Source organism: Roseateles oligotrophus (assembly GCF_025717515.1).
Classification (GTDB): Bacteria; Pseudomonadota; Gammaproteobacteria; order Burkholderiales; family Burkholderiaceae_C; genus Paucibacter_A; species Paucibacter_A oligotrophus.
On record NZ_JAJIRN010000004.1, the window covers coordinates 340,241 to 360,677 of the forward strand.

Consider the following 20,437-nt stretch of genomic DNA (forward strand, 5'->3'; position numbering starts at 1 on the left):
GGGTTTCGGATAGAGATATCAATGCGCCTTGCCTTCGACACGCAAACGGGGGTCGACAGCAAAGTAAAGCAGATCCACCAAGAGATTGATGGTCACGAAGATGAAGGAGATCAGACACAGATACGCCGCCATCACCGGAATGTCGGCAAACTGCACCGCTTGAATAAACAGCAAGCCCATGCCGGGCCATTGGAAAACCGTCTCGGTGATGATGGCGAACGCGATCAAGGAGCCGAGTTGCAAGCCGGTGATGGTGATCACGGGCACCAAGGTGTTTTTCAGTGCGTGACCGAAATAAACTATGTTGTTGCTCAGGCCCCGCGCGCGGGCGAACTTGATGTAGTCGGTGCGCAGCACTTCGAGCATCTCGGCGCGCACCAGGCGCATGATCAAGGTCAGCTGAAACACCGACAAAGTGATCGCCGGCAGTAGCACATGGCGCAAGCCGTCGGCCGTCAAAAGCCCGGTGGTCCAAGTACCGAAGGCGGTCACATCGCCGCGCCCGAAGCTAGGCAGCCATTTCAGCCAGACCGCGAACACCAGAATCAGCAAAATGCCGATTAAAAAGGTGGGCAACGAAACGCCCAAAAGCGAAAACATCATCAGCAGTTGCGAGCTTGCCCGGCCACGCCGCAGCGCCGCATACACGCCCAGCGGGATGCCCACCCCGAGCGCGATCAGGCCGGCCACCATCGACAGCTCCAAGGTGGCCGGAAAACGTTCGACGATCAAGCTCGAGACCTTGCGCCCCTGGCGCAGACTGAGCCCAAACTCACCCTGCAGCGCATTGCCGATGAAGCGCGCAAACTGCACCGGGAATGGCGCATCCAGACCGAGGTCATGACGCAAGGCCACGCGTTGTTCTTCGGTCGCATCTTGGCCCAGCAAATTGGTGACAGGATCACCCACGTACTGGAACAGCATGAAAGCAATGAAGGCCACCGTCAGCATGACGATGATGGCTTGGACCAGGCGTCGGAGAATAAAAACTAGCATGTACAGGAGGGCTGGTGGCAAGCAGGCGAGCGACGCAAAACGCCGGCTGCCTCGAAACTTGGGTTATTGGGACTTGCGCTCAAAGCTGCGACATGATGGCGAAGAGCCGCATTCGCCACAAACGGGTAAGCCCTTAGAACCCATCGAGTCCATCGAGCGGGCACAGTGTGCCATCAAAGTTGCAGGCTTCCCTTGAGTGCTTGTTGCTCGGTATCCAGCAACAAAATATTGCCATAACAGGCTTCGGCTCGGCTGCGGGTGTTGTCCCCGTCCGTCATCATGGCCATGGAGCTGAGCCTGCCCGGCGTTTCGCCAAAAGCCTTGATGTAGTCGGCCCGGACGTCCCGACGCAGGCGCTGCCAACGGCCTTGCCCGCCAAGACCAGAGCCGACGACAATTTTGCGAATGCGATCGCTGCGGGCACTGATCAATACCGTCTCGGGCGCAGCATTGGCGTCCCACACATACATCAGCGTCGCAAACGGAGGAGGCTCGCCGGTCAAGGTTTGCACCAATTCGAACTGCATGCGGTTGCGCAGGGACAAGCGGCTTTCGTCGCCATCAAAGCCCAAGAGCAAGCGCGCCGGCGCATCATCTGTGTCGGGATCAAGCACCGTGGCCCTCAGGTCGAGGGCCTGTATCCACCAATCAAACTGCAGTGCAGCCAGTTGCTCCGACTCGATCTTCAGCGAACGGCGCCATAGACTGACAGACTGTGACGCCTTGGCCAGCACACAGTCCTGCCCGCCGCGATGTCCCATCGAGTACTCGGTCGAGCGCTTGCCGGGCAACTCGCGGGCCGACCAATCCGCTAACTCTGCAGGCATAGACAAGGGCTTCTGGTGCCCCGGAGTAGCGCAACCAAACAACAAGCCGAGCAGGCCCATTGCCCCAAAATGGGGTATTGAACTAAGCAATTGAGACCGGCTTTGCTTGGGCATGGCTTCAGTATACGAAGACCGAAGTCATTCAAAAAATACCACCCACATGAAAACGGGCCGCATTGCGGCCCGAAGTTCAATTCGCAGCACTCAAATTGAGCCCGCGGATGCAGCTTCGGTCAGAAGCGGTGACGCAAGCTCACGCCAAAGCTATTGGAATCGGTACCGGCACTGGTAGTCACACCGCCCAAGAAACCGGCGCCGCCTGGAGCCATTTGACCCAGACCCTTGTTATCAAAGTGGGTCAGCACCGCGTTCATATCGGTACGCTTGGAAAAAGAGTAGGTGTAAGCAACCCCGTAGGACTGGGTGTCGGCATTAGCCTTTGTCTTATCGTCAAGCTTCGAATAGGCGGTGTAGAAGGTATTGGCGCCCATCGTCATTTTGTAGCCGATATGCATCAGCACGGAGTCTTGCTTGAATGCATTGATGAAGGCAGTTGACACCAAGCCGGCAAATGGAGCCGTTTGCGGGCTGCCCAACAATGAGGCGCGAATACCGCCCAAGCCGGAAGGATTGTCATCCTTGGCCGTGACATACATCGCGCTCAACTTCCCCGGGCCAAGTGCAGCAGAAGCGCCAAGGACCAGATTTTTCAGCGACTTTTGGCCATTCTCGTTTTCACGCTCTTGATAGCCGAAGCCGACCGTGAAGGCGTCCGAGCGGTAATAGCTCATCAGACCCATGAAATGGCCCTGCGAGGCCGAACCCTCACCGGCGGCCACCATGGCGGCGGCGGTGAAACCACCTGTCTGAATTCCGTATTGCACCGAGTTGCTTTGGCGAATGTCGATCGCGGAAGGAAAGCTGGCAACTTGACCAGCAGCCAAGCTGGACTGGGTCTGCATGATGTCAAACTCGGCCTGCATCAAATACGCTGGCGTGTACTGACGCCCAGCGGACACGGCACCAACCGGCGTCACCAAGCGAACATAGGCTTGACGGTCCCAGAAATTATTGGCCACATTGACACCGAATCCGGCACCAACCTGAGCTGCAACACCCGTCACTATTGGCTGTAACTGAGCCGGCAAGCCCAACAATTTGGCCTGATTCATGCGATCAGGCAATTGCGAACCCGACACGGGGCGATTGCCGGTGGCGCCGGAGTCGGCCTCAAGACGATTCTCAAGCGTGAACCCAGCAATGAAACCGCCACCCAAATCCTCGGTGCCGCGCACACCCAAACGTGAACCATCCATGATGCCGCTAACCACCTGCGTCACGTTGCCACCGCGAACGCCCGAGGTGTTCGTCACACCAGCCTCGACGATGCCATACAAGGTCACGCTGCTGCTCTGCGCCCAGGCGGCGGAGGTGCTGATGGCCAATAAGCTGAGGGCAAGATAGGACTTCTTCATGGGTATCTCCTGTTATCAGATTCGAATGAATTGATTCTGAAGGATCCGAGTCACGCTGAGGGGCAGGTGTTGCGAGCCCCCCACAAGCGCTAACCCTGTCACCTAGGTGACTTGCGCTGTCTGTTGACCCATAAAAAAACCGCCCGAAGGCGGTTTTACTCATCAACAGGCCCACGGGCCCATCAAACGCAGAACTTAGAAGCTGTGCTTGACACCAACGTCGAAACCGCCGGAACGGCCGTCTTTGTTGACCGCTGGGTTGTTGCCATTCAAGCTGAAGTTGGCGCCGGCCTTGTTGTCGATATAAGACACCGATGTGTACAGCGCGGTGCGCTTGGACAGATTGTGCACATAGCCAGCCGCGATTTGCGAGGAGTCGCCGCTGATGCTGCCAACCTTGGGGCCGCTGTAGTCAGCCGCAGTGTAACCAGCCCAGACCAAGCCAGCACCGATAGGAGCAGTCACCGACAGGTTGTAGATGTCCTGGCTGTGCGCACCGAACTCGGTGGTCGAGTAAGTGGCGAAGGCCTTCATGAAGCCCATGTCATACGACCCGCCCAAGCTCATCAGCTTGAACTTGGTGCTCACGCCGGACTCGGAATAAGCCGCGCCAACGTTGAAAGCGCCGGCCTTGTAACCAACGCGACCACCAACGTCCTTGTTGATAGCGCTCGAACCTTCGCCAGCGGCGACGTCCACGGAACCGTAGAAGCCACCCAGATTGCCTGGCAAGCTGTAGCTGACCTGGTTGTCACGGCGGCTCATGTCAACACCGCTACCCAGCGCGCTGTACAGATTGGTCGTAGCACCCAGACCGGTCGTGGCCGTAGGATCGAAATCTTCGATTTGCAGGCGCACAGAAGTCTTGAAACGACCCAGGCGAACTTCGCCCATGGTGTCGGAGATCAAGCTGACGGTGGCACGACGGCTCCAAAAGCGAGTGGCGTCTGCACTGCCGGCATCCAGATTGACCTGGCTTTCGAGCCAGAAGCCAGCCTTCAGGCCGCCGCCGAGGTCTTCAACGCCGCGCACGCCAAAACGGCTGGTGGTGTTGCCACCGGAAGCCAAGCTGTAGACGCTCTTGCCATTGGCAGAGGTATAACGCATTGCAGCGTCAACCACACCGAACAGGGTCACCGACGATTGAGCAGCGGCGACGCCAGCGAACGAGCCGAGTACGGCCAAAGCAACAATAGATTTCTTCATTCGATACTCCTAAGTGTTCAAAAAGGGGCCGATCTGCAAACACCAACTTAGCGCCCGCCGGACCCACTCCCTTCATCGGAAGTTGCCGTATTGCACCAGATGAATGGTGCTTTTCTACGTCACAGGTCAGAAAACTAGGGTTTGCGTTGTTGACTGACAACAAAAAACAGGCATCACAGGATCGTCACATTTGGAGGAATTTCGCGTCCAGCTTCTAAACTCAGACCAATTCGCCACCCTTCAAGCAACCATGACCAGCCGCCCTTCACTCTCAAAAATAGACTCGATGCTGGTCAGCGTCGACCATGGTTTGAGGACCGTATTTGGCAAACCAGCCGCCGCTCGCCCATCGCCGGCCGCTTCTCCGAGCGCAGCCCCGGCCTTGAGCCAAGCGGAGGCGAAGCTCGCCGGCGCGCTGATGCGCGTCAATCATGTGGGCGAAATCTGCGCGCAGGCGCTTTATCAGTCTCAGGCGTTGATGACCCGCGACCCTGAGTTGCGCGACCACTTTGCCCAAGCCGCCAAGGAAGAGTTGGATCATCTGGCTTGGACGCAGCAACGCATCTCCGAACTGGGCAGCCATACCAGCCACTTGAGCCCGCTCTGGTACGGCGGCGCCTTTGCCATCGGATGCTTGGCCGGTTTGGCGGGAGACCGAATCAGCCTAGGCTTTGTGGTTGAAACCGAACGCCAAGTCGAACAGCACCTGGCCTCTCACTTGGACCGCTTGCCGCAGGACGACCGGGCTTCCCGCGCCATCGTGGCTCAAATGAAGGAAGAGGAAGCCCGCCACGCGGAAGAGGCGATGGCGGCGGGCGCTCAAGCCATACCCGCACCCATCAAGGGCTTGATGCGCTTGGCCGCACATGTGATGACGCGCACCGCTCACTATATTTAACTAGCGGCTCGGCCCACTCAGATCTCGATCACTTCGACCGAAGTCGTCATCTCGGCGGTCTTGCCCAGCATGATGCTGGCCGAGCAGTATTTCTCATGCGATAGGGCCACCGCGCGCTCAACCACCTCTTGCTTGAGCCCGCGCCCCGTCACGACAAAGTGCATATGGATGGCGGTAAATACCTTGGGCTCGGTCTGCGCACGCTCGGCACTCAATTTGACCTGGCAGCCGGTCACATCGTGCCGCCCGCGCTTGAGAATCAACACCACATCGTAAGCAGTACAACCACCGGTGCCGGCCAACACCGTCTCCATCGGCCGCGGAGCCAAGTTATGTCCGCCGCCATCCGGCGCACCGTCCATAGCCAATAGATGACCACTGCCCGTTTCAGCGACAAAAGCCATGCCATCGACGCCCATCCAATTGATCGTGCACTCCATACAGACTCTCCAAAAATTTGGCCGCTTGAACGGCGGGTTTTTTACAATAATGATAATAATTCGCAAGGAAATATTGCAGCGCAGCATAACTTGCGGCTAAAATTGGTTCCAAGCGAAACACTCAAGTGGTCTGCAAGCGGTCTTGCACAAAAACCACTGGCCTCGCACCGATTGTCTCCTCCACCGCCTCCATGGTGGATTCAGCCCGAGCTTGCAAAAGCTTGGGCTTTTTTTTGCCCAAGCCCGGCGCCTGCGCGCTTCGACTGCTCGCTTATCATGCTGCACCGCAATACTTTCGCATCGGAGAATTCATGGCTGGCCCCGCTCGAGCAAAACCCCGGACCGCAAAGACCGCACATGCCGCCCTGCCAGCCTTGATTCCCAGCGACAACAGCTATTTGCAAAGGATTTTGAACGCCCGCGTCTATGACGTCGCCGTCGAAACCTCTCTGACCCCGGCCAAAAACCTGTCCAAACGATTGGGCAACAAGGTCTTGCTGAAACGCGAAGATGAGCAACCGGTGTTCAGCTTCAAGCTGCGCGGCGCCTACAACAAGATGGTGCACCTGAGCCCCGAAGCTCTGGCCAAGGGGGTGATCTGCGCCTCCGCCGGCAATCATGCGCAGGGCGTCGCGCTGTCGGCCAAAAAGCTCGGCTGCCGCGCCGTCATCGTGATGCCGGTGACAACGCCCAAAGTCAAGATCGATGCAGTGCTTTCCTTTGGCGGAGAAGTCATTCTGCATGGCGACAGTTTCACCGACGCTTACGGGCGCGCGCTGGAGTTGGAGCAAGAGCAAGGCCTGACTTTTGTCCACCCTTTCGATGACCCCGACGTGATCGCCGGTCAAGGCACGGTGGCCATGGAAATCTTGCGCCAGCACCAGGGTGCCATTGACGCGGTCTTTGTCGCCATCGGTGGCGGCGGGCTGATTTCGGGTGTGGCCGCCTACATCAAGGCGCTGCGCCCCGACATCAAGGTGATTGGCGTACAGACCAAGGATTCCGACGCCATGGTGCGTTCGGTCAAGGCCGGCAAGCGCATCACCCTGACCGACGTCGGCCTGTTCTCCGACGGCACCGCCGTCAAATTGGTAGGCGAAGAAACCTTCCGCATCACCCGCGAGTTGGTGGACGACTTCGTGCTGGTGGACACCGATGCCGTTTGCGCAGCCATCAAGGATGTCTTCGAGGACACGCGCAGCATTCTGGAGCCGGCCGGTGCCTTGGGCGTCGCCGCCATCAAGCAATATGCGGCCGAGCATGGCTGCAAGGGCCAGACTTTTATCGCCATCACCTGCGGCGCCAATATGAACTTCGACCGCCTGCGCTTTGTCGCCGAGCGCGCCGAGGTTGGCGAAAACCGCGAGGCCTTGTTCGCCATCACCATCCCCGAAGAGCGCGGCAGCTTCAAGCGCTTTTGTGAGTTGCTGGGCCCACGCAGCGTGACCGAGTTCAACTACCGGATTTCGGACGCCGACAAGGCCCATGTCTTCGTCGGCATCGCCACCCAAAAACGCGAGGAATCGTTGAAGCTGGCCAAGACCTTTGCCAAAAACGGCTTCGAGGCGCTTGATTTGACCGACGATGAGTTGGCCAAACTGCATGTGCGCCATATGGTCGGCGGGCGCTCTGAGTTGGCGCGCAACGAGCGCCTGTACCGGTTCATCTTTCCGGAACGGCCCGGCGCCTTGATGCGCTTTTTGAGCGAGATGCACCCGGACTGGAACATCAGCCTGTTTCACTACCGCAATCAAGGCGCGGACTACGGCCGCATCCTGGTCGGCATTCAGGTGCCGCGCGGTGACAGTGCGGCGCTGCGGGCATTCTTGGACTCGCTGAACTACCCCTTCGTCGACGAGACCAGCAACCCGGTTTACAAGCTCTTCTTGGCTTGAAATCGGCCCTGGGCAGAGGGGCAAGTGCGGATACACAAGGCCCCGCCGATTGTTCAGAATCCAGCCTCTTGCCAAGTTCACTAGGTTTCAATCAGTCTTTGCACGGCCCTTGCCGGCGCGCCCAAGTTCATGCCGATTCAACAGTCCTTGATCAGTCCCACGGCCAATCCCGAGCTGGAAAAAGCCCTGCGTGAAAGGGTTGACCGGCATGCAGCGATTGCCGGCGGCTTGGGTGAACTGGAACCCCTGGCGGTGCGATTGGGGCTGATTCAGAACAGCCTGACGCCGCGTTTTCGAGATCCGGTCTTGGCGATTTTCGCCGCCGATCACGGTTTGGCGGTCGATGGCATAGGCAGCCAATGGGGCCGCAGCACCCGGGAGCAAGCGCTGCTGGCGCTGCAGAATCGTCTGCCGGTGTCGGTCTTTGCACGGATGCAGGGCCTGCAACTGATGCTGATCGACTGCGGTATCGCCGAGCCCTTGGCTCCGCACGCCAAATTGCTGGCCCGCAAGATCGCCCACGGCACGCGCAACTCACGCGTTAGCTCCGCAATGAGCCTGGAGCAAGCCCATGCCGGCGTGCGCGTCGGCATGGAGATTGCCGACAAGCTGCCCGGCAATGTGTTGGCCTGCGCCGGCATGGGCCAAGGCTCGGCCGAGAGTGCTGCCCTGGTCTTGGCCCGCCTGATGGATTGCCCCTTGCGCGACTTTGTCGTCTCAGGCCCCGATATGCGTCAGGATGATTTGACCCATTTGCTCAACGTGCTGCAGGCGGCGCAGGCTCGCCACCGCGATGTCAGCGACCCGATGGAAGTCTTGGCGGCCTTTGGCGGCTTCGAGATCGCGGTGATGGTAGGTGCGATGTTGGTGGCAGCCTCCAAACGCTGCCTGATCATCGTCGACGGCATCACCGCCTGTTCGGCCTTAAAAATTGCCGCCAAGATCGCGCCACCCGTGACCGACTATGCGGTCTTTTGCCGCAGCCATGTGCATCGCGGCCTGGATGAAGCCCTGGCTCTGTTTCATGCTTCGGCCTTGCTTGAATTGGGCATGGACAGCGCCGATGGCACCGGCGCTGCGCTGGCCTGGCCAATGATTCGCAGCGCTGCCGCGTTGTTGACCGACCTGCATGAAGTGGCTGAGCCCGAAGCGCGCGGCCCCAGAACGCCCAGCCAAGAAATCAGCCTCTGAGGCTATAAGTATGAGCCGTGGCCTGCGGCCTCAGCGCGCCGGGGGGCCGGCCGGATCACTTAAGGGCGCCGGCTGGCTGTGCATCGGAGGCGGCGGCGCGTATGAGCCCAGCACCACCGGCGAGGCTTGAGCGGCCGGCAAACTGCCCGTCGCCGCGGACGCCTGCGGCGCAATCTGCAAAATCATGCTGACGACCCCAGCTTCACCCAGGCTGGCCGAACGGCCGTCCACGAGCAGTAGCTGCAAATTGCCGTCCACCAACGCTCCGACACGCACCGTGCGTGCGATGCCGTCAACCGCGATCAAGGCAACGCCTTCGCCTGCTTGGGCGGCTCCCGCCATCTTGGGCGCCACCACGCCCAGCAGTTTGAAGCGACTCTCGGCCACCGGCGCCGCTTCGGCCACTGCGGCCGCAGCAGCGCCGAACAAGCGCGTTAGGTCGGCTTGGCCGCTGCGCAACTCAAGCGCGGGCTGCGCCTGGCTTGGCGCGGGAATAGGCCGCGCCAGCAATTGGATCAACCAATAGCCGCCGCTGCAGGCCAGCAAACCCCACACCACAAAAGCAATCATTCGTGCAAGCATGAGCAGATTATGATTCATGCGCTGCATCACTCACGAGGTGAGCAGTTAGTAGTTTCAATTTTCGCCACAACAAGCTCACGCTCAAATGCATATCCAAGCCACGCCGCTATCACCTCGCAGCCGCAGCAAGCGCAGCAGCTCCGGATTTACCCTGATCGAATTGCTGGTCGTTCTGGTCATCATTGGTGTGCTGGCCGCGCTGGTGGTGCCCAATGTGCTGGACCGGGCCGACGAGGCGCGCGTTACCGCCGCCCGCACCGATGTCAATAATTTGATGCAGGCCTTGAAGCTGTACAAGCTCGACAACCAACGCTATCCGAGCGCCGAGCAAGGCCTCGAAGCGCTGGTGCGCAAGCCCACTACCGGCACGCCGCCACCGAACTGGAAGCCTTATGTTGAGAAGCTGCCGACCGACCCGTGGAAGCAGCCCTACCAATATGCCAACCCAGGCATCAAGGGAGAGATCGACGTCTACAGCTTCGGCGCCGACGGCCGCGCCGGCGGCGAAGGCAATGACGCCGACATTGGTTCGTGGCAGTGATTCCGTGATCCCAGAGAGCCGCCGTCGTGGGGCGCACGGTTTTACCTTGATAGAGTTGCTGGTGGTGGTGGCCCTGATTGCAATCGCGACGGCCACCGTCAGCCTGTCTCTGCGCGACCCGGCTGCGGCCCAGCTGGAACGTGAGGCGGAGCGCCTGACGGCCCTGTTCGAGACCGCCCGCGCCGAAAGCCGCGCCGCCGGTCTACCGGTGCAATGGGCGCCGACCAAGCGAGACAGCGCCGACCACTTCCAATTTATCGGCCTGCCCAAACGCATCAAGCTGCCGCAGCGCTGGTTGGGTGAGCCGGTGACGGTACAAATCGCCGGCGCGAATTTCATCATCCTGGGGCCGGAGCCGATGATTGGTGCGCAGCGCCTGCAACTCAGTCTGGGCTCACAGCAAATCGTCTTGGCCACCGACGGGCTGTCGGCCTTTGAAGTTTCGACAAGCCCCACGCCATGACCCGGCAGCGCGGTTTCACCCTGATCGAAGTCTTGGTTGCCCTGGTGATCGTGGCGATTGCCCTGACCGCCGGCATCAAGGCAGCCGGCGCGCTGACCCTGAACGCCGGTCGCCTGCGCACCATCAGCGCCGCCCAATGGTGTGCCGAGAATCAATTGACCGAGTTGCGCCTATCCAAACAATTCCCCAGCGTCGGCGACAGTGACTTCACCTGCGAACAATTCGGTGAAAGCTATAAAGGCCAAATCATGGTTCGGCCGACACCGAACCCAAGCTTTCGACGGGTCGACGCGGCCATTCGAGACGAGGCCGGCAATCAGATGCTGTCGCTGTCAACCATCATGGGGCGCTACTGAGATGCGGCGCGGCCGTGGCTTTACCCTGATCGAGGTCTTGGTCGCCCTGGTGGTGATGTCCACCATGGCCATGATGGCTTGGCGGGGGCTCGATGCTCTGATCAAAAGTCGCGAGATCGCGCAGACCAATTTGGATCAAAGCGCGCGCCTGCAAACCGTGCTGGCTCAATGGGAACAGGATTTGCGCTCGATTCAAGACAGCGGCAGCGTCGAAGCATTGAACTTCGATGGCGCCAGCCTGCGCCTGACCCGCCAACATCCGCTGGGGCTGCAGGTGGTCGTCTGGGTCGTCCGAGGTGGGGCCCTGCACCGTTGGGAAAGCAAGCCCGCCCAGACGGTCGGTGCGCTGGAAGACAACTTCAAGCGCGGCGCCCAGCTATTGGCCCAAGACAGTGGCCAACTGCGCGCGCTGGAGGGCGTCACTGGCTGGCAGTTGTATTGCTACCGGGGCAATAGCTGGAGCAATTGCCTCTCCAGCGGCAATGAAGAAGCCGCCGCACCTCCAGCGCCACCCGCCTCCCCGGCCTCCGGCGCGGCGCCGCCTGACAAGCAACGCACCACCCTGCCCAGCGGCATCCGCATGCTGCTTCAGTTCGGCCCTGGCAGCGGTTTCGGCGGCCCCTTGACGCGGCAGGTTGAGCTGAGGCCGCAAGCATGATGAAGACTCCGCGCGACGCTAACCGACAAAGCCAGCGGGGCGCGGCCTTGCTGACCGCGATGATCATCGTCACTCTGGTCGCCACCTTGGCCTCGGCGATGGTCTGGCGACAGTACCGTGCGGTGCAGATTGAGGCGGCGGAGCGTGCCCGCGCTCAAGCCAGCTGGATTTTGCAGGGCTCGCTCGACTGGGCGCGACTGATACTGCGCGAAGACGCGCGCGCCGACCGCGACGCACTACGGCGCGGCGAACAGGCCGTCGATCATCTGGGCGAAGTCTGGGCCGTGCCCTTGGCCGAAGCAAGGCTGTCGACCTTTTTGGCGGCCGACAAAAGCAATGCCGACGAAGGCCCCGAAGCCTTTTTGTCCGGCAGCTTGGAAGATGCCCAGTCCCGCTACAACCTGCGCCACCTGCTGGGCGGCAAGGTGGTGCCGCCGCTGGAGCAAAAAGTGCTGGAACGATTGACCGTCAGCGCCGGCACACCGCCGGGCACGGCGGCATTGATCATTGCCAAGCTGCGCCGCGCCTACGCCGGCAAAAGCGAGTCAGACGCTCCCGGCGACGCGGCAGCTACCCCCTTACAACCCCGGAATATCGATCAACTGAGCTGGTTTGGCCTCAGTGCCGACGCGATCGACCGCCTGCGGCCGCTGATCACCCTGTTGCCCATCGCCACGCCGGTCAATTTGAATACCGCCCCGCGCGAAGTCATTGCCGCGCTCTTCGACGGCATGGATCTGGCGTCGGCCGAACGTTTGGTCCAGGCCAGACAGTCCAAACCCTTGACCAAGTTGGAAGAAAGCGCCAATTTCTTTCCAAATGGCGTGGTCGTCGCAGCCGACCGGGCCTCGGTCAACTCGGCCTTTTTCATCGTCAACGGGCGGCTGCGCCTGGAAGAACGCGTGCTGGATGAGCGCTCTTTGGTACAAAGGCGCAACTTGGAAATGCTGGTGCTGGACCGTCAACGCGTAGTGCCCCCAATTGAAACGAAACCTTGATGCCTCAGAATCGCCGCGAAAGGACTACAAATAGCCGCTCTAAGTCTTTGATTTCAGAGCAATTGACATTTTCAGACTTCTAGAATGCGCTAGGCTACACCGCTTCCATGAGTACGCTACTCCTCTTTTTACCCGCCCGCAGTCGACTGCATGCCCAGGGCCGCAGCACCCAGACCATCGAAGGACTGGGGCGCGGCGTGCCTGGGCGTGACTACGACTATGTGCTGACCAACGACGGCAGCAGCATCTCGGCGCAAGGCAGTCGCGCCGCCGCCCAACTTCCGCATGCCGATTTGGTGATTGCCATTCCGGCCGAATCCGATCTGTCGTGGCAACGCGTGACGCTGCCCCGCGCCGGCCGACAAATGCGCTCCGCCCTGGCCGGCATGATGGAAGAGTCGCTGCTCGACGACGCCGAAGGCTTGCACTTTGCGATCGAGTCGGAGGCCTCCGGCGGCGATGTTGCCTGGGTCGCCATCACCTCGCGGGCCTGGCTGCAACAGCACTTGAGCGCGCTGGAAGCCGCGCAGGTCTTTGTCGACCGTGTGACGCCGCTGGCCTGGCCCGATGCACCGCCGCGCGGGCATTTTTACGAAACCGACAATGAGCTGAGCCCGATCGGCCTGCGTTGGAGCCACCCCGAAGGCGTGACCAATTTGCCGCTCGACGGCAGCCTGCCACGCCAATTATTCCCCGCCTCCTTGGTGCAAATGTCCCAATGGACAGCGACACCCGAGGTGGCCGCCCAATCCGAGCGCTGGCTGGGCACCGCAGTCAACGTGCTCACGCCCGCCGAACGGGCGCTGACCGTCATCGACTGCCCGTGGAATTTACGCCAATTCGAATTGGCGCCGCGCACCCGCGGCATTCGGGCTTTGCGCCATCTGCTGCGCGGCTTGATGCGCCGCAACTGGCAGCCGGTTCGCTGGGGTTTGGCAGGCTTGGTGACCGTGCAATTGCTGGGTTTGAACCTGCTCGCCTGGCAGCAAAATCACCAACTGAAAGCCAAGCGACAGGCGATGGACAGCACCCTCACTGCCAGCTTCCCGCAGGTGCGCGCCATTCGTGATGCGCCGGTTCAAATGCAGCGTGAAACCGATTTGCTGCGCGCCATTGCCGGGCGCAGCAGCGACCAGGATCTGGAAGCCTTGTTGGCCGCAGCGGCGACCGCTTGGCCGGCCGAACGCGGCCCGGTGGATTCCCTGTCATTCGAAGCCGGCAAACTGCTGCTGTCCTCCACTGGTTGGAGCGATGCCCAAATTCAACAATTCCGCAGCCAATTGCACAGTGAAGGCTGGCAGCTAGATGCCAGCGAAGGTCGCATGACGCTCAGCCGCGCGCAAAGCCCGGCCTTGGTCGGCGGCAACAAAACATGAATCAGCCCAAACTCCCCAACTGGCAAGCGCTGAAGGCACAGGCGCAAACACGCTGGCAAGCCATGGCCGACCGCGAGCAGCTTGCGCTGCAATTTGTCGCATGGATCTTGGCCCTGCTGATGGTCTGGCTGCTCGGCATCCAACCCGGCTTGCGTACCCTTCGCCAAGCCCCCGCTCAGCTGGAGGCGCTTGAGCTGCAACTGCAGGAGATGCAAGCGCTGGCCGCCGAAACCCGCGAGTTGCGCGCCACGCCGCCGGTGCCGATAGCGCTCGCCGCCCAAGCCTTGCAGGCCGCCAGCGAACACCTCGGTGCCGGCGCCAAACTGAGCGTCAATGGTGACCGGGCGGTGTTGAGCGTCAACGGCGTTGCCGCCGAACCGCTGCAGGCCTGGCTCGGCGAGGTGCGCAGCGCCGCACGCGCCCGGCCCCTCGAGGCCAAGCTGCAGCGCAGCGCCAATGGCTATTCCGGCACCATTGTGCTGATGCTCAGCGGGGCGGCACCATGAGTAGTTTTTCACTTAAATCCTGGTTCAACCGGCGCCGCCGCGTTGACGCACCCTTGACCGAGCTGGCCCCGACGCAGTGGCAAGACTCGCGCCAGGTGGAGCCCAGCTGGCGCGGTCGCAATCAAAGCACCTTGCGCTGGAGCATTGCCGGCGCCTTGCTCGGTGGCCTGCTATCGCTGGTGTTATTTGCCCCGGCCAGCTGGCTCGCCCATGGCCTGGCCTCGGCCAGCAATGGCCATCTCTTGATCACCGACACGCGCGGCAGCATCTGGGACGGCAGCGGCGTGCTGGTGCTGACCGGCGGCGCAGACAGTCGCGACGCCAGCCTGTTGCCGGGGCGTTTGCGCTGGTCCATGCATGTCAAAGGCATGGCGCTGGACTTGCGGGCACGCCAAGACTGCTGCATCAACGGCGAGCTGCAATTGCAAATCCGCCCCGGTTGGGGGCGTTTCGAAGTCGCGTTGATCAGCCACGCCGATTGGCTGGCGCGCTGGCCGGCCGGTTTGTTGGCGGGCCTGGGTACGCCGTGGAATACCCTGCAGCTCGGCGGCTCGATCCGTTTGACGACACGGGACTTCAAGCTTGAGTGGGTGCAAGGGCGCTGGCGCCAATTTGGTCAACTCGACCTGGAGCTGATCAATTTGTCCTCGCGCATTTCCACCTTGGCGCCCTTGGGCAGCTACCGCTTCACGCTGGCGGCGCAGTCCAGCGACGAATCCAAGGCAGGGGTCAGCACCATCAAATTGATCACGCTGGATGGCGCCTTGCTGCTGTCCGGCGAGGGCACCATTGGTTCCGGCAAGGCCCGCTTCCTGGGTGAGGCCTCGGCCGCGCCCGGCCGCGAGGCAGCCTTGAACAATTTACTGAATATCATCGGACGGCGCCAAGGCGCACGCTCCGTCATTTCGATCGGATGAGTATGAAAATGCGCCCGCAAATTGCGTTAAAAAAGAGAAGGGCCGCCCCGAGCTTTTTTGCCCCCCTCGGGGGGCGGACGGCGTACCTCGCCGGCCTGGGGGCTTTCAGTGGTCGGCAGCTTGGCCTCTCCATCTTGGCCTTGGCGATTGCTAATCCGGTTTGGGCTCAGCCCGCTGCGTCCCAAGCCCCCGCCGGCAATCGCTCACGCGGCCCGGCCTTGAAAGCCCAAACGCCGGTGACGCTGAACTTCGTCAACGCCGACATCGAGGCCGTCACCCGCGCCATCGGCGTGATGATGGACCGCCAGTTCATCATCGACCCGCGCGTCAAGGGCCAGATCACGCTCTATAGCGAACAGCCCCTGACCGTGCGCGAGGCTTATCTGAACTATCTCGCGGCGCTGCGCGGCCTGGGCTTCACCGTGGTGGAGAACACCGGCATGTACAAGGTCGTGCCCGAGGCCGATGCCAAGCTGCAAGCCAGCTCGGTCGAAGTCGGTGCCAACAGCACGCGTGGCGATCAAATCATCACGCAGATCTTCCGCCTCAACCACGAGAACGCCAACAATTTGGTGGCCGTGTTGCGCCCGCTGATCAGCCCCAACAACACCATCAATGCCAACCCGGGCAATAACAGCCTGGTGATCACCGACTACGCCGAAAACCTGCAGCGCCTGGGCCGCATCATCGCGACCATGGACACCCCCGGCAGCACCGACCTCGAGGTGGTACCGCTCAAACATGCCGTCGCCTCCGACCTCGCCGCCTTGGTCCAAAAGCTCGCCGATGGCGGCGCAGCCACGGTACCGGGCCAGGCCGGCGGGACCTTGAGCGTGCTGGTCGATCCACGCAGCAATGCCTTGATCCTGCGGGCCTCCAATCCGGCCCGGATGGCGATGGCCCGCGCGATGATAGACAAGCTTGATCAGCCTGCCAGCGACGGCGGCAGCGGTAGCAATATCCATGTCGTTTACCTGAAGAACGCCGACGCGACCAAGCTGGCCACGGTGCTGCGGGCCGCTTTTGCCACAGGTGCCGGTGGCGCCGCTGGCAGCGGCACGAGCAGCGGAACTGGTTCAAGCAGCAGCATTGGCGGCTCACCGCTGACCGGCGCGCCGCAAGGCGGCAACAGCAGCGGCCAGTCCACCGCCGCCACCACCCCGGTGGCGCAAAGCCAAGGGCCGTCGACCGGCGGTTTTGTACAGGCCGACCCGTCGACCAACTCGCTGATCATCACCGCCAGCGCACCGTTCTACCGCCAGATCCGCGGCGTCATCGACCAACTCGACTCGCGTCGTGCGCAGGTCTATGTGGAGACCATGATCGTCAAAGTCGACGCCACCAAGGCGGCGCAATTCGGCGTGCAATGGCAGAACCTGTTCAACGGAAACGTCGGCGTCGGTACGAATTTCCGCAACAATCCGGGCAATATTCTCGACCAGTCGGGTGGGCTCGCGTCCGCCATTACGCCAGCACAAACCAGCACCATCGTCAGCAATGGGGTTGTCACCAGCACGTCTACCCCGAGGCAAATCGACGTCAAGTCGGCGGCATCCTTGCTGGGCTCGGTCGGCGCCGGTCTCAATGTCGGCGTCGTCAAAAAGATCGCCGGTTTCCTGACGCTAGGCGCGGTCGCCAACTTCCTGGAGTCCGAGGCGGGCGCCAATGTGCTGTCGACACCGAATCTGGTGTCGCTGGACAACGAAGAAGCCAAGATCGTGATCGGCCAGAACGTGCCCTTCCTGACCGGCTCCTTCTCCAATACCGGCGGAGCCGGCGGAGCGGTCAATCCCTTTCAAACGGTTGATCGCAAGGACGTTGGTCTGACCCTGCGCATCCGCAGCCAGATCGGTGAAAACGGCACCGTGCGGATGACCGTGTTTCAAGAGAATTCATCCGTCGTGCCGGGCACGTCAAGTTTGGGACCTACCACCGACAAGGCTTCGATCGAAACCACGGTGGTGGTCGACGATGGTCAGATGATTGTCCTGGGTGGCCTGCTCAAGGATGAATACAGCGACGGTGACGACAAGGTGCCCGGCCTGGGGAATCTACCCCTGATCGGCAGCCTGTTCAAGAGCGAAAAGCGCTCCCGCATCAAGACCAATTTGATGGTTTTCTTGCGCCCGGTGGTGATGCGTGACCAGCAATCGGCCGACCAAATGACGCTGGACCGCTACGAGTCGATTCGCGCCGTTCAGCAAAAATCGCAGCCGGCGCCCAGCTGGGTGCTGCCCGATACCGGCGTGCCGGTGCTGCCGCCTTCAACCGCCACATCGGGCGGAGGGCAAAGCCTGACCCCGCCCAAAGCGGTGATCGCTCCGGCGCGCCAGCAGCCCTGATCGTTTTTTAAGATTGACATCCGATGGCCATCCGCCACCCCCTGCCCTACGCCTTCGCCAAGGCCAACTCCGTACTGATGGAGGACGACGGCAGCACCCTGGTGCTGTGGGCGCCGCCCGAGGTCAGCCTGGCCACCTTGTCCGAGGTGCAGCGGCTGTATGTTGTCGACCGTTTCGAGCAAGAACCGCGTAACACCTTGAGCGAGCGCATCAACGCGGCCTATGCCGGATCTGAGTCCAGCGCGGCGGTGGTGATCGGCGAGGTCGAGAGCGCCGTCGATCTGTCGCGCATGATGCAGGACCTGCCGGCGGTGGAGGATTTGCTGGAAGCCGCCAACGACGCGCCCATCATCCGCATGCTTAACGCATTACTGACGCAGGCCGCCAAGGACGGCGCCAGCGACATCCACATCGAACCCTATGAGCGCGCCAGCTCGGTTCGCTTCCGCGTCGACGGCACGCTGCGCGAGGTGGTGCAACCAAATCGGGGCCTGCACGCCGCACTGATCTCGCGGCTGAAGATCATGGCCGAGTTGGACATTGCCGAGAAGCGCCTGCCCCAAGACGGCCGTATCTCACTGCGCATCGGCGGCCGCGCCATCGATGTGCGGGTCTCGACGCTGCCCTCGGCGCATGGCGAACGCGCGGTGCTGCGCCTGCTGGACAAGAGCGAATCGAAGTTCACACTTGAAGGTCTCGGCATGAGCGGCGATGTGCTGACGAGCTTCAAGCGTTTGGTCCAGCAACCGCACGGCATCGTCTTGGTGACGGGCCCGACCGGCAGCGGCAAGACCACCAGCCTCTATGCCTCGCTGCAGACGGTGGACACCGGCACGACCAATGTGTTGACGGTGGAAGACCCGATCGAATATGAGCTGGGCGGCATCGGCCAGACGCAGGTCAACGCCAAGATCGACCTGACCTTCGCCAAGGCCTTGCGCGCGATCCTGCGGCAGGACCCGGACGTGATCATGATCGGTGAAATCCGCGACCATGAAACCGCGCAGATTGCCATCCAGGCCTCGCTGACCGGCCACTTGGTGCTGGCCACCTTGCACACCAATGACGCGGTCAGTGCGGTGACGCGTTTGACCGACATGGGGATTGAGCCCTTCTTGCTCAGTTCCAGCTTGTTGGGTGTGCTCGCGCAGCGCTTGGTTCGCAAGTTATGCCCGCTGTGCAAGCGGGTCGATGAAGACGGCAAATATCATCCGGTGGGTTGCGACGCCTGCAGCCAGACCGGCTACAAAGGCCGCACCGGCGTTTATGAGTTGATGATTGCTAACGACAAGGTGCGTGGCCTGATCCATGCCCAAGCGCCCGAGAGCGAATTGCTGGCGGCGGCGCAAGCGGGCGGTCTGCGCTCGATGCGCGACGACGGCGCCCGCCTCGTGGCCGCCGGCATCACCTCCGCCGAGGAAGTCTTGCGCGTGACTCGTGAATCATGACAACCCCCACGCTCACTTTGTTCGCTGCCCCCCGAGGGGGCGCTGGCCTGCCTTGGGGCGGCCCGGCGGCTGGCCACTCCCGATATTGGCTCTCTGAGCGGGTTTGAAATGCCGGCCTATAAATACGAAGCCCTCAATGCCTCCGGGCGCAGCGTCAGCGGTCTGATCGAGGCCGACACGCCACGTGCCGCGCGCGCTCTCTTGCGCACGCAAGGCCAGGTGCCCTTGACGCTGCAGACGGTGCAACAGCATGGCCAGGCCAGCGGCAGCCGCTTCACGCGGCGGGTTTTCAACGCCACGGCGCTGGCAGTCTGGACGCGGCAACTCGCCGGTCTGGTCGGCTCGGGCCTGCCGATCGAGCGTGCACTGACCGCCTTGACCGATGAATGCGAAGACCCGCGCCAGCGTGAGTTACTGTCGCAGCTGAAGGCCGAGGTCAACGCCGGCGCACCGTTCGCGCGCGCGCTGGCCAGCGCGCCGCGTGAGTTCGACGAGGTTTTCTGCGGCGTGGTCGCGGCGGGCGAACAAAGCGGCGCCTTGGGTGCCGTACTGGACAAGCTTGCCGACGACCTCGAAGAGCGCCAGGACCTGTCCGGCAAGCTCGTGGGCGCGATGGCCTACCCCGCCATCGTCTCCTTGATCTCGGTGATGATCGTGATTTTTCTGGTCACCTATGTGGTGCCACAGATCGCCACCGTCTTCACCAATTCCAAGCGTGCCTTGCCGTTTTTGACGGTGGCGATGCTGGCCATCAGTGCCTTCGTCAGGGAATGGGGTTGGCTGATGCTGTTGACCCTGGTTGCTGCCGGCACGGGTCTTTCGTTCGCCCTGCGCGATGAGGCCTTTCGTCAGCGTTTTGACGCCGGCATCTTGCAAGTCCCCTTGATCGGCCGGCTCGCGCGCGGCTATAACGCGGCACGTTTCGCCGGCACCTTGGCGATGCTGGCCGGCGCCGGTGTGCCGATTCTGAAGGCCTTGCAGGCCGCCGCCGAGACCCTGTCGAACCGCGCGATGCGGGCCGACGCGCTCGACGCGCTGGTGCAGGTGCGCGAAGGCGCGCCACTCGGCTCGGCGCTGGCCGGCAAGAAACGTTTCCCCGGCATCTTGGCCATGTTCGCACGCCTGGGCGAGCAGACCGGTCAGTTGCCGCAGATGCTGGAGCGCGCCGCCAAGCAACTCAGCGTCGAAGTGCAGCGCCGCGCAATGGCCGCCGCGACCTTGCTGGAACCCATCCTGATCGTGGTGATGGGCGCGATCGTCTTGATGATTGTGTTGGCCGTACTGATGCCCATTATTCAACTCAATACCTGGGTCAAGTAAGA

The 20,437-nt window shown here is 61.8% G+C and carries 20 protein-coding genes; 14 read left to right on the forward strand and 6 right to left on the reverse strand.

All coding sequences use genetic code 11. The features are described from left to right. Positions 1-18 precede the first annotated feature (18 nt). The 4 genes from LNV07_RS10605 to LNV07_RS10620 form a co-directional block, all read right to left on the reverse strand. Positions 19-996, reverse strand: a complete 978-nt coding sequence (locus tag LNV07_RS10605; RefSeq protein WP_263571124.1) for an ABC transporter permease — start codon at positions 994-996, stop codon at positions 19-21. 173 nt (positions 997-1,169) lie between these two features. Next, the gene (locus LNV07_RS10610) at positions 1,170-1,823 is read right to left on the reverse strand and encodes a DUF3047 domain-containing protein (RefSeq protein ID WP_263571125.1); all 654 of its coding nucleotides are present in this window, start codon (positions 1,821-1,823) and stop codon (positions 1,170-1,172) included. Positions 1,824-2,056: 233 nt separating this feature from the next. After that, positions 2,057-3,298, reverse strand: coding sequence for a porin (locus LNV07_RS10615; RefSeq protein ID WP_263571126.1), 1,242 nt, complete (start codon positions 3,296-3,298; stop codon positions 2,057-2,059). A 195-nt stretch (positions 3,299-3,493) separates the two neighbouring features. After that, positions 3,494-4,504, reverse strand: coding sequence for a porin (locus LNV07_RS10620; protein ID WP_263571127.1), 1,011 nt, complete (start codon positions 4,502-4,504; stop codon positions 3,494-3,496). Positions 4,505-4,754: 250 nt separating this feature from the next. Between LNV07_RS10620 and coq7 the strand changes: the two genes are divergently transcribed. Continuing rightward, positions 4,755-5,402: a 2-polyprenyl-3-methyl-6-methoxy-1,4-benzoquinone monooxygenase gene (gene coq7 / locus LNV07_RS10625; RefSeq protein WP_263571128.1), complete on the forward strand. Its 648-nt coding sequence runs from the start codon at positions 4,755-4,757 to the stop codon at positions 5,400-5,402. Positions 5,403-5,419: 17 nt separating this feature from the next. On the opposite strand, the gene LNV07_RS10630 is transcribed toward coq7, so the two are convergent. Then, the gene (locus LNV07_RS10630) at positions 5,420-5,842 is read right to left on the reverse strand and encodes an OsmC family protein (RefSeq protein WP_263571129.1); all 423 of its coding nucleotides are present in this window, start codon (positions 5,840-5,842) and stop codon (positions 5,420-5,422) included. A gap of 311 nt (positions 5,843-6,153) precedes the next feature. Here LNV07_RS10630 and ilvA point away from each other — a divergent pair, with 311 nt between their 5' ends. Together ilvA and LNV07_RS10640 are read left to right on the forward strand one after the other, a co-directional pair. Beyond that, on the forward strand, positions 6,154-7,737 hold the full coding sequence (gene ilvA, locus LNV07_RS10635) for a threonine ammonia-lyase, biosynthetic (protein ID WP_263571130.1): 1,584 nt from the start codon (positions 6,154-6,156) through the stop codon (positions 7,735-7,737). Between the two features lie 129 nt (positions 7,738-7,866). Then, on the forward strand, positions 7,867-8,928 hold the full coding sequence (locus LNV07_RS10640) for a nicotinate-nucleotide--dimethylbenzimidazole phosphoribosyltransferase (RefSeq protein WP_263571131.1): 1,062 nt from the start codon (positions 7,867-7,869) through the stop codon (positions 8,926-8,928). 30 nt (positions 8,929-8,958) lie between these two features. On the opposite strand, the gene LNV07_RS10645 is transcribed toward LNV07_RS10640, so the two are convergent. Next, on the reverse strand, positions 8,959-9,510 hold the full coding sequence (locus LNV07_RS10645) for a hypothetical protein (RefSeq protein ID WP_263571132.1): 552 nt from the start codon (positions 9,508-9,510) through the stop codon (positions 8,959-8,961). An 85-nt stretch (positions 9,511-9,595) separates the two neighbouring features. On the opposite strand from LNV07_RS10645, the gene gspG reads away from it, so the two are divergent. From gspG to gspF, 11 genes are all read left to right on the forward strand, one after another. Next, the gene (gene gspG / locus LNV07_RS10650) at positions 9,596-10,051 is read left to right on the forward strand and encodes a type II secretion system major pseudopilin GspG (RefSeq protein WP_263571133.1); all 456 of its coding nucleotides are present in this window, start codon (positions 9,596-9,598) and stop codon (positions 10,049-10,051) included. Between the two features lie 4 nt (positions 10,052-10,055). After that, entirely contained in the window at positions 10,056-10,514 is a 459-nt protein-coding gene (locus tag LNV07_RS10655; protein WP_263571134.1) for a pilus assembly FimT family protein, read from the forward strand. Continuing rightward, positions 10,511-10,870: a type II secretion system minor pseudopilin GspI gene (gene gspI, locus LNV07_RS10660; RefSeq protein WP_263571135.1), complete on the forward strand. Its 360-nt coding sequence runs from the start codon at positions 10,511-10,513 to the stop codon at positions 10,868-10,870. The genes LNV07_RS10655 and gspI overlap by 4 nt, the downstream gene beginning before the upstream one ends. A gap of 1 nt (position 10,871) precedes the next feature. Beyond that, entirely contained in the window at positions 10,872-11,528 is a 657-nt protein-coding gene (locus LNV07_RS10665) for a PulJ/GspJ family protein (RefSeq protein WP_263571136.1), read from the forward strand. After that, positions 11,525-12,526, forward strand: a complete 1,002-nt coding sequence (gene gspK / locus LNV07_RS10670; protein ID WP_263571137.1) for a type II secretion system minor pseudopilin GspK — start codon at positions 11,525-11,527, stop codon at positions 12,524-12,526. The genes LNV07_RS10665 and gspK overlap by 4 nt, the downstream gene beginning before the upstream one ends. Positions 12,527-12,633: 107 nt before the next feature. Beyond that, positions 12,634-13,902: a type II secretion system protein GspL gene (gene gspL, locus LNV07_RS10675; protein ID WP_263571138.1), complete on the forward strand. Its 1,269-nt coding sequence runs from the start codon at positions 12,634-12,636 to the stop codon at positions 13,900-13,902. Next, positions 13,899-14,408 (forward strand): type II secretion system protein M, encoded by a 510-nt coding sequence (locus LNV07_RS10680; RefSeq protein WP_263571139.1) that lies wholly within the window; start codon positions 13,899-13,901, stop codon positions 14,406-14,408. The genes gspL and LNV07_RS10680 overlap by 4 nt, the downstream gene beginning before the upstream one ends. Then, on the forward strand, positions 14,405-15,325 hold the full coding sequence (gene gspN, locus LNV07_RS10685) for a type II secretion system protein N (RefSeq protein ID WP_263571140.1): 921 nt from the start codon (positions 14,405-14,407) through the stop codon (positions 15,323-15,325). The genes LNV07_RS10680 and gspN overlap by 4 nt, the downstream gene beginning before the upstream one ends. 134 nt (positions 15,326-15,459) lie before the next feature. Then, the gene (gspD, locus tag LNV07_RS10690) at positions 15,460-17,667 is read left to right on the forward strand and encodes a type II secretion system secretin GspD (RefSeq protein ID WP_263571141.1); all 2,208 of its coding nucleotides are present in this window, start codon (positions 15,460-15,462) and stop codon (positions 17,665-17,667) included. A gap of 23 nt (positions 17,668-17,690) precedes the next feature. After that, the gene (gene gspE, locus LNV07_RS10695) at positions 17,691-19,115 is read left to right on the forward strand and encodes a type II secretion system ATPase GspE (RefSeq protein WP_263571142.1); all 1,425 of its coding nucleotides are present in this window, start codon (positions 17,691-17,693) and stop codon (positions 19,113-19,115) included. A 108-nt stretch (positions 19,116-19,223) separates the two neighbouring features. Beyond that, positions 19,224-20,435 (forward strand): type II secretion system inner membrane protein GspF, encoded by a 1,212-nt coding sequence (gene gspF, locus LNV07_RS10700; RefSeq protein ID WP_263571143.1) that lies wholly within the window; start codon positions 19,224-19,226, stop codon positions 20,433-20,435. The last annotated feature ends 2 nt before the right edge of the window (positions 20,436-20,437 follow it).